General features: G+C 30.5%; 7 protein-coding genes. 3 read left to right on the forward strand and 4 right to left on the reverse strand.

From position 1 onward, the window contains the following. Positions 1–145: 145 nt before the first annotated feature. From lpxB to ABWO04_RS08285, 3 genes are all read left to right on the forward strand, one after another. Positions 146–1261: a lipid-A-disaccharide synthase gene (lpxB, locus tag ABWO04_RS08275; RefSeq protein WP_353079040.1), complete on the forward strand. Its 1116-nt coding sequence runs from the start codon at positions 146–148 to the stop codon at positions 1259–1261. A gap of 34 nt (positions 1262–1295) precedes the next feature. Then, the gene (locus ABWO04_RS08280; RefSeq protein WP_353079042.1) at positions 1296–1967 is read left to right on the forward strand and encodes a C40 family peptidase; all 672 of its coding nucleotides are present in this window, start codon (positions 1296–1298) and stop codon (positions 1965–1967) included. A gap of 80 nt (positions 1968–2047) precedes the next feature. Next, a complete protein-coding gene (locus ABWO04_RS08285; RefSeq protein WP_353079044.1) occupies positions 2048–4057 on the forward strand; it encodes a ComEC/Rec2 family competence protein in 2010 nt (669 codons plus the stop codon). Positions 4058–4061: 4 nt separating this feature from the next. On the opposite strand, the gene ABWO04_RS08290 is transcribed toward ABWO04_RS08285, so the two are convergent. The 4 genes from ABWO04_RS08290 to ABWO04_RS08305 all read right to left on the reverse strand — a co-directional run. Beyond that, positions 4062–4523 (reverse strand): thioredoxin family protein, encoded by a 462-nt coding sequence (locus ABWO04_RS08290; RefSeq protein WP_353079046.1) that lies wholly within the window; start codon positions 4521–4523, stop codon positions 4062–4064. 53 nt (positions 4524–4576) lie between these two features. Next, positions 4577–6394, reverse strand: coding sequence for a peptide MFS transporter (locus ABWO04_RS08295; RefSeq protein WP_353079048.1), 1818 nt, complete (start codon positions 6392–6394; stop codon positions 4577–4579). Positions 6395–6409: 15 nt separating this feature from the next. Continuing rightward, positions 6410–7897 carry a peptide MFS transporter gene (locus tag ABWO04_RS08300; protein WP_353079050.1) on the reverse strand — a complete coding sequence of 496 codons (1488 nt, stop codon included), beginning with the start codon at positions 7895–7897 and terminating at the stop codon, positions 6410–6412. A gap of 2 nt (positions 7898–7899) precedes the next feature. Next, positions 7900–9055, reverse strand: a 1156-nt coding sequence (locus ABWO04_RS08305; protein WP_353079052.1) for a S9 family peptidase, incomplete at its 5' end; no start/stop codon positions are given.

Below are 9055 nucleotides of genomic sequence, written 5' to 3' on the forward strand. Positions count from 1 at the left end.
AAAAGATGATGTTTTTGTTTTTGCTGCTGCCGGAATTGAAATGGAATTTACTTCAAGTACAAGTTTCATCTTAAAACAAGGTGGCAAAAAATTTAATTTCACTAAAGAATAGAAATATTTTATCTTAGCCAATTAATTGATCAAAATGAAATATTACATAATAGCGGGCGAAGCATCTGGCGATTTACACGGTTCCAACTTAATGAAAGCCATTTTAGCAAAAGATCCAACTGCAGAAATACGTTTTTGGGGTGGCGATTTAATGCAAAATGTGGGAGGTACTTTAGTAAAACACTATCGCGAATTAGCATTTATGGGTTTTGCCGAAGTGATTATGAATTTACGAACCATTTTAGGTAATATTTCTGTTTGTAAAAAAGATATTTTATCCTTTCAGCCCGACACAATAATTTATATAGATTACCCCGGATTTAATATGCGAATTGCGAAATGGGCTAAGAAATTAGGCATTCAAAATCAGTATTATATTTCTCCTCAAATTTGGGCTTGGAAAGAAAATCGTATAAAAGACATCAAGCGTGATATCGATAAAATGTACGTGATTTTGCCTTTTGAAAAAGACTTTTACGAGAAAAAACATAATTTTCCAGTTGAATTTGTAGGGCATCCGTTAATTGATGCCATTTCCGATAGAAAGCAAATCAATTTTGAACAATTTACTAAAGAAAACAATTTAACAAATCAACCAATTATTGCTTTATTGCCTGGAAGCAGAAAACAAGAAATAGAAAAAATGCTATCTATTATGCTTTCGGTTGTAGCTAAATTTCCTGATTATCAATTTGTTATTGCTGGCGCGCCAAGTCAAGAATTTCAATTTTACAACTCATTTTTGACTACAGAAAACGTAAAATTTGTAAGTAATAAAACGTACGATTTATTAAGTGTTTCTCACGCCGCTTTAGTCACATCGGGAACAGCCACTTTAGAAACAGCATTATTTAAAGTACCGCAAATAGTGTGTTACAAAGCCAATAAAATTTCATATGAAATTGCAAAACGAATTATTACACTAAAGTTTATTTCTTTAGTTAATTTAATAATGGACAAAGAAGTGGTGAAAGAACTAATTCAAAATGAGCTAAATACCACTAATTTAGAAATCGAATTGCACAAAATTTTATCAGGAAAATCTAGAGAAACTATTCAAAATGAATACGAAATTTTAGAACAAAAATTAGGAGGAAAAGGCGCAAGTGAAAAAACCGCGAATGGTATAATTTCTTCAATTAAAAATTAATTTGTAAATTTATACTTCATAAAACCCCAAAATAATGAAAAAATTAATTTATATTTTTCTACTAACTATTTTCTTATATAGTTGTAAATCCTTGCAAAAGCCAGCAATTGTTACTTCAAAACAAGTGGCTCAGAAAACAGGAAGTTATACTTTTACAGAAAAAACAGGATTAGAAAAACCGGTAAAGCCAACAAAAAAAGAATTAAAAGCGATTGAAAAAGCAAAGCAAATAGCTCTACAGGATAGTATTGAACAATCCAAAATAAAAGTTGTTATTGAAGAGGATACCCCGCAAGATTTTACGCCTACTTTTGAAGTTTCAGACTACATAAAACAACAAATTCTTAATGTTGCGGCAGAAAGTTTAGGCTCACCATACAGAGGAGGCGGAACCACACCAGCTGGTTTTGATTGTTCTGGTTTTGTAAAATATACCATGGATCAATTTGATATTGCCTTACCAAGAAATTCTGCTGAAATGGCTAAAACAGGTAAGCGTATTTTAAAAAAGGATGCTAAACCTGGCGATTTAATCTTTTTTAACACGAATGGAAGTAACATTAGTCACGTTGGAATAGTAACAGAAAACTCAGACGGTGTAATTAAATTTATACACTCCTCTACAACACGAGGTGTAGTGTATTCATCTACTTCTGATGGTTATTATGCAAGAACTTTTGTGTGTGTAAATAGAATTTTGGAATAAATTTTTGTTATTTATTTCTGCATTTTTTACTGAAAAATAATCCCAAATTGTTTTTCTATCGTAAACAAACCTACTAACTAATGAAATTTATTAAATTCCCAATTGTTCCCATACTTGGTGGCTTTAGTATTGGAATTGTAATTCAATATTACTTTCAAATTGCCTTGCTTTCTATTTTATTAGGAATGTTATTCAATACGTTATGTTTTTTAGCGGTTTATTTTTATGTAATAAAAAAGAAATTAAACACCTTGTTTTATGAAAGTGTTGTAGTGCTTTTGTGTTTAAATTTAGGTATTTTGTCTAATTATTTTAATACTCAAATAAATTATAAATCGCATTTTTCAAATTCAATTTTAGAGAGAAACCTCATACAAGGATTGGTAACTGAAAAATTAAAATCAACTATATATTATGAAAAATTTATTTTAAAAACTGAACACATTAACGGGCAAAATTGTATTGGTAAAATACTGCTTTATGTCCCAAAAAAACAGAAAACAGAAATAGAGGTTGGAAACAAAATAAAGGTTTTTGAAACACCTAAAACCCTTCAAAACCCTTCAAATCCAAATCAGTTTAATTATTCTAAATATTTAAATAATCAGAATGTTTTTTATGAAATTAAAATCAAAGAGACAAATACAATTAAAGTTTCAACAAACACAAATTTTTATTATTATATCAATTTAATTAAGTCGAAATTATTAAAAAGTTACGATGTAAAAAGCTTTAAAAAAGATAATTATAATCTGTTAATGGCGTTGCTTTTTGGTGAAAAAACAGAGTTGTCAAAAGAAATTACTACAAATTACACACAAGCAGGAATTATTCATATTTTAGCCATTTCAGGACTACACATTGCGTTAATTTATGGAATTGTACTTTGGCTTACTAAACCATTGCTTCGATTCAAAAAAGGAAAACTTTACATCTTTCTTATTTCGTTATGTATCTTGTGGTTTTATGCTATTTTAGCTGGATTTTCTGCTTCAATTGTACGCGCAGCGGTTATGTTTTCAGTAGTAGCTTTCGCCAAAATGATAAACCGCCAATCTAATATTTATAATTCTTTGGCAGTTTCCGCTTTACTGTTGTTAGTATTTAATCCGAACTATCTTTTTGATGTTGGATTTCAATTGAGTTTTGCCGCTGTTTTAAGTATTGTTATTTTTCAGCCTTTAGTTAGAAAATACAGTTATTCTAAAAATTTAATTATTTTAAAAACCAAAGAATTACTGCTTATTTCGTTAGTTGCTCAAATTGGTGTTTTACCTCTAATATTTTATTATTTTGGACAATTTCCTTTATTGTTTTTATTGGCTAATTTAATTACGATTCCACTTTCAAGCCTAATTTTAATTTTAGGATTGACATTGATTCCTTTCAATATTTTACTGCCGGAAGTTGCGGTTTATTTGAGCGTTTTAGTCAATTTTTTAATTGAAATTATGAACAATTTTACAGCTTGGATTGTAAAATTCGATGTTTTTATTATCAAAAATATAGCTTTTCATGAAGTGTTAGTTTTGTTGTTATATTTAATTATTGCAACAGTACTTTATTTCGTTTATTTTTCAAAAATTAAAAATTTAAAACCAATTTTATTTTCCATTTTGATTTTTCAGTTGGGCTATTTTTTTCTTAATTCTTCTGAAAAAAATAATAATGAATTTGGCGTTTTTAATAGTATGAAAAATTCGCTGTTTGTTGAAACAAAAAATAACGAATCGGTATTTTATACCGACGATTTGGCTAATTCTAAATCTTCAATAGAAGCTTATATAAGAGGAAAATTTGTTAAAAAGTATCGAATTGAACCTATAAAAAATGTATATAGTTTTAACAAAAAAATTCTTTGTATTGATAGTTTAGGTGTTTATACTACCAAACAAAAACCAGAAATTGTGGTACTAACACAATCGCCAAAAATTAATTTGAAACGATTAATTTCAACCATTAAACCAGAACAAATAATTGCCGATGGTTCTAATTATAAAAGTTACATTCAACTCTGGAAGGCCACTTGTGAGCAAGAAAAAATCCCTTTTCACGCCACAGCCGAAAAGGGATTTTATAGATTGAAATAAATTCTTACTTTTTGATAATTTTATTTGCGCCTTCTAACCAAACTTTTGGGCCACCAGCAACATATCCTGTGCTTCCAAGTGCGTTTAAATTTACTTTTGCTTCTGCTGTTTTAGTAGCACTAACAAACCAAACCGTTGGATAGCCTCTAACTTGTAATTGCTGTTGTAATTGTGCATTTTGCATTTTTACCGCATCTGTTTGTTCATTTTTTCTTGGAAAATCTAATTCTACCAAAATAACATTATCAGTTGCCCATTTTACAAATTCTGGGGTTTTAAAAACTTCTTTTTGTAAACGAATACACCAACCACACCAATCGGATCCTGTAAAAAATAAAAACATTGGCTTGTTTTCTTTAATCGATAAATCTGAAGCTACAGACACATCTGAGTACCACTTTAATTCCTGACTTTGAGCAATAAATCCACTAATTAAAAAAGTGAATATTAAAATTATTTTTTTCATGTTTTAAATTATATAAATTATAAATCAGCAAATTGAATGCTTAGTTTTGTTGTTTATCTAACACCGTGCATTAATTTTTTGATGATTGGGCTCATTAAAATTGAAAAAGCAGCTAAAACAAAAGAAATAATAGCTAACATCCAAAAGAAATAACTTATTCCTTTTTCATTAGCAATTGCTTCGACTTCTTCACCAAACATACCAGCGCCTTTCATTCCTATTGCAACGGCTAAATACCAAACACCAAACATAAATGCAATCATTCTGGCTGGAACCAATTTACTAACATAAGAAAGTCCAACAGGAGAAATACATAATTCTCCCATAGTGTGAAATAAGAAAACTAAGATCAACCAAATCATACTCACACTTGCGCTTTGTGCTCCAGGAGCAATTCCGTTTGCACCAAAAGCAACTGCTACCATTCCAAGACCTAAAAATATCATTCCAATTCCATATTTTACATTGGCATTTGGATTTAATTTACTTTCCCATACTTTAGAAAATAATGGTGCTAAAGTAATGATAAACAAAGAATTAAGTGTTGAAAACCAAGTCGCAGGCACTTCTGTTAATGCTTCTGTTGATTTTTCTATTTTTAAGAATTGAAGGGTTGAATCAGATAAGTCTAAGTATCCTGCCATATAATAATCTTTTGCTAACATCCAAAGCGCAATAATCCAAATGATAACAAAACTAAAGCTTAACACAATATTAGCTATAGAATATTTAGCAAATGTTTTTCTAAACAACATGAACATAACCCAATTTATAATAATTAAAGGTATAAGTGTCATCAACGAATTTACAACTAAAAAGATTGCACTTGAATTTCCAGTTAAAATTCTATTAGTATATTTTTCTGCAAAAACGGTTAAACTGTTTGGGGATTGTTCAAAAATTGCCCAAAAGAATATGGTTATGAAAGCAAAGAAGGTAACTGCAATTAATTTTTCACGAGTGGTTTTTGAATATTGCATAATTCTGTAAACCAACAAAATGATAAATAAAACTAATGCCGTTAAAATAGCTATTGAATTTCCTTTTTCACCAAGAAATCCAAAGACATCAAATGAACCACCTGATAATTTAGAAATTTTTGAAGCAGGAGCGTTAATTATCCATAGTAAACCTAAAATTACAGAAACCGCAATTACGCCAAGTTGCCATGATGTAAACGGAACTCTTTTGTCTGTATCTTTTTTTGCCAATTCTTCCACATCTTTTTTGACAGGTTTTAAACCTATGTCGCCAAAAATATTTTGTGATAACCAAAATTGTACCAATCCTAGAAACATGAAAATTCCAGCTAAACCAAATCCATAACCCCAGCCTACTTTTTCACCTAAATAACCACAAAGTAAAATACCAAAAAATGCTCCAGCATTTACGCCCATATAAAAAATGGTATAAGCTCCGTCTTTTTTCTCTGGTCTGTCTTTGTACATTTCAGAAACAATTGAAGTCATATTTGGTTTGAAAAATCCGTTTCCAAAAACTAAAAGCACAAGTCCTAAATAAATGGTAAATTGAGTTTCAAAAGCCATTGAAAAGTGTCCTAAAGTCATTAATAAAGCTCCAATTACAACAGCCCATCTGTAACCAATTATTTTATCGGCAAAATAACCTCCAAGCATTGTAGATAGGTATACTAAACCTACATAAGAGCCAAAAAGAGATGAGGCAGTTCCTTGATCCCAGCCCCAGCCACCTTCGGCAATTGAAGCCATAAAAAATAAAACTAATAAAGAGCGCATTCCATAAAATGAAAAACGTTCCCACATTTCAGTAAAAAATAGAACGAACAAACCACTTGGGTGACCTAAAACGGTACTTTTAAAAAATTGATCGGTTGAGTTTTCTTTAATCATAAATTTGTTTTTAGTTTATTTAACTTCCTGCATTAATTTTCTAACAATTGGTGATATTGCAATGAGTACAATTCCTGCAACAACAGCATAAATTGCTAATTGTTGATATCCATCTGTATATGCCATTAATTTTTCAACTTTTGTTGCATTTTCATTTGCTTTTGCCATTCCAGCACCTAATATTCCAGCTACATATTGACCATAAGCACTAGCTAAAAACCACATTCCCATCATTACACCTTGCAATTTTATTGGAGATAACTTTGTCATAATAGACAATCCTATCGGTGAGAGACATAATTCTCCAAAAGTAATAATTAAATACGCTATTGTAAATACTTCCAATGATGTCATTCCTTGAGCATTAGCAAAAAAGCGCGTTGCATAAAAAACATAAAAAGCTACAGCTAAAAATAAAAATCCTAAACCAAACTTTACAACTGTGTTAGGCTCAAATTTTCTCTTACTTAACCACAACCATAATAATCCAATTATTGGAGCAAAAATAATTACAAATAATGAATTTGATGCGTTGTTAATTCCGTTTGGATCAAATTTTACACCTAGAATTTTATCATCTAAATTATTTGCTGCAAATAAACTTAATGAACCACCACTTTGCTCAAAAAACGCCCAAAAAAGTATAGAAAAGAGTATAAAAACTAAAGCTGCAATTAATTTTTTATTTTCTTGTATTGAAAAATTTCGCATTTCATAAAACAAATATAATAATGTTAAAGGTCCAATTGTATACATAAACATATCTGTGTATTGTGGATTTGAAACCATTATCATAATTAGTGGAATTGCAACAATTGTTCCTATATAGGTTAAATACTCGTATAGCTTTCTCTTAGATTTTTCTATTCCCAACAAAGGAGAAACACCAATTGTTGACAAACTTTTTTGTGTAAATACAAAAGTTACTAAACTAATTATCATTACAATACCTGCAAGACCAAAAGCTAGATTCCAAGAATAGCTTTTTCCTATGTATACACAGGCGTAACCGCCTAATAATGCTCCAACATTTATTCCAGAATAGAATAATGAAAAACCTGCATCTCTTCTAGTGTCACTTTTTTTGTACAACGCACCAACCATAGTAGAAATATTTGGTTTAAAAAAACCGGTTCCAATTACTGTGAATGATATTCCTAAAAAGAAAAATTGGTGTGGGTCAAAAGCTAAAATTGCACTACCAATAATCATCATGATTCCACCCCAAAAAAGTGATTTTCTATATCCTAATAATTTATCTGCAAATAACCCACCTATAAATGTAAAAGCATACACAAATGCTTGTGTTGCTCCATATTGCAAATTTGCAACGTCTTCTTTCATTAAAAGTTGATCAACCATGAAGAAAGTTAACATCCCTCTCATTCCATAGAAACAGAAACGCTCCCACATTTCACTAAAAAATAAATACCAAAGCTGTTTTGGATATTTACCCTCAAAGTTTTGAATTTCTTCTACTGATTTTGGTTCGTATATTGCCATAATTAAAGTTTTTCTAAAATAAAGTTGGTCATTTTGGTGTACAATTGTAAACGGGTTTTTCCGCCATAAATCCCGTGATTTTTATCTGGGTAAATGGCCCAATCAAATTGTTTGTTGGCTTGTACTAAAGCTTCTACCATTTTCATAGTGTTTTGAACATGCACATTGTCATCAGCCGTTCCATGAATTAATAAAAAGTTTCCTTTTAATTTACTTACGTGTGAAATAGGCGAATTGTTATCATAACCACTTGCGTTTTCTTGTGGGGTTTGCATGTATCTTTCGGTGTAAATGCTGTCGTAATATCTCCAAGACGTTACGGGTGCAACTGCAATAGCAGATTTGAAAACATCTGCACCTTGAAAAACACAATTAGCCGCCATAAAACCACCAAACGACCATCCGAAAATTCCAATTCTTGTTTTGTCTACATAGCTATAATTTCCGAAAACTTTAGCCGCATCAATTTGGTCTTCTACTTCGTATTTTCCCAATTCTTTTTGTGTGCATTTTTTAAATTCGGCACCTTTAAAACCAGTTCCTCTACCGTCAACACAAGCTACAATGTAGCCTTTTTGTGCCAACATCATAAACCAATAATCGTCTGTTCCGTTCCAAGCATTATCTACTTGTTGCGAACCTGGTCCCGAATATTGAAACATAAAAACAGGATATTTTTTATTCGGATCAAAATCTTTTGGTTTAATCATCCAAGTGTTTAAAACATGCCCTTTTTCTGTAGTGATGGTTGAAAATTCCTTCGAAGCCACGTTGTATTTTGCTAATTTTTCTTCTACAGATTCGTTAGATTGGATTTTCTTAATCTCTTGAGTGGTTTTTGAATCGTTTAAAGAATAGTAAGGCGCTGAAGTAGCACTTGAATAGGTATTGATGAAATATTGAAAATTTGGACTAAAAGTGGCGTTATTTGTTCCTGTTTTTAAGGACAGTCTTTTTTTAGCTTTTCCGTCAATTGAAATGGAATATACATCTCTATTTATGGATCCGTTTTCTACAGATTGATAATAAATTGTTTTGTTTTTTTCATCAAATCCATAATAAGCGGTTACATCCCAATTTCCTTTTGTAACTTGGTTTTTCAACTTTCCGGTTTTGTCATAATAATAAATATGATTGAAACCGTCTTTTTCTGAAGTC

It is taken from the genome of Flavobacterium sp., assembly GCF_040382755.1.
In the GTDB taxonomy this organism is placed as follows: Bacteria; Bacteroidota; Bacteroidia; order Flavobacteriales; family Flavobacteriaceae; genus Flavobacterium.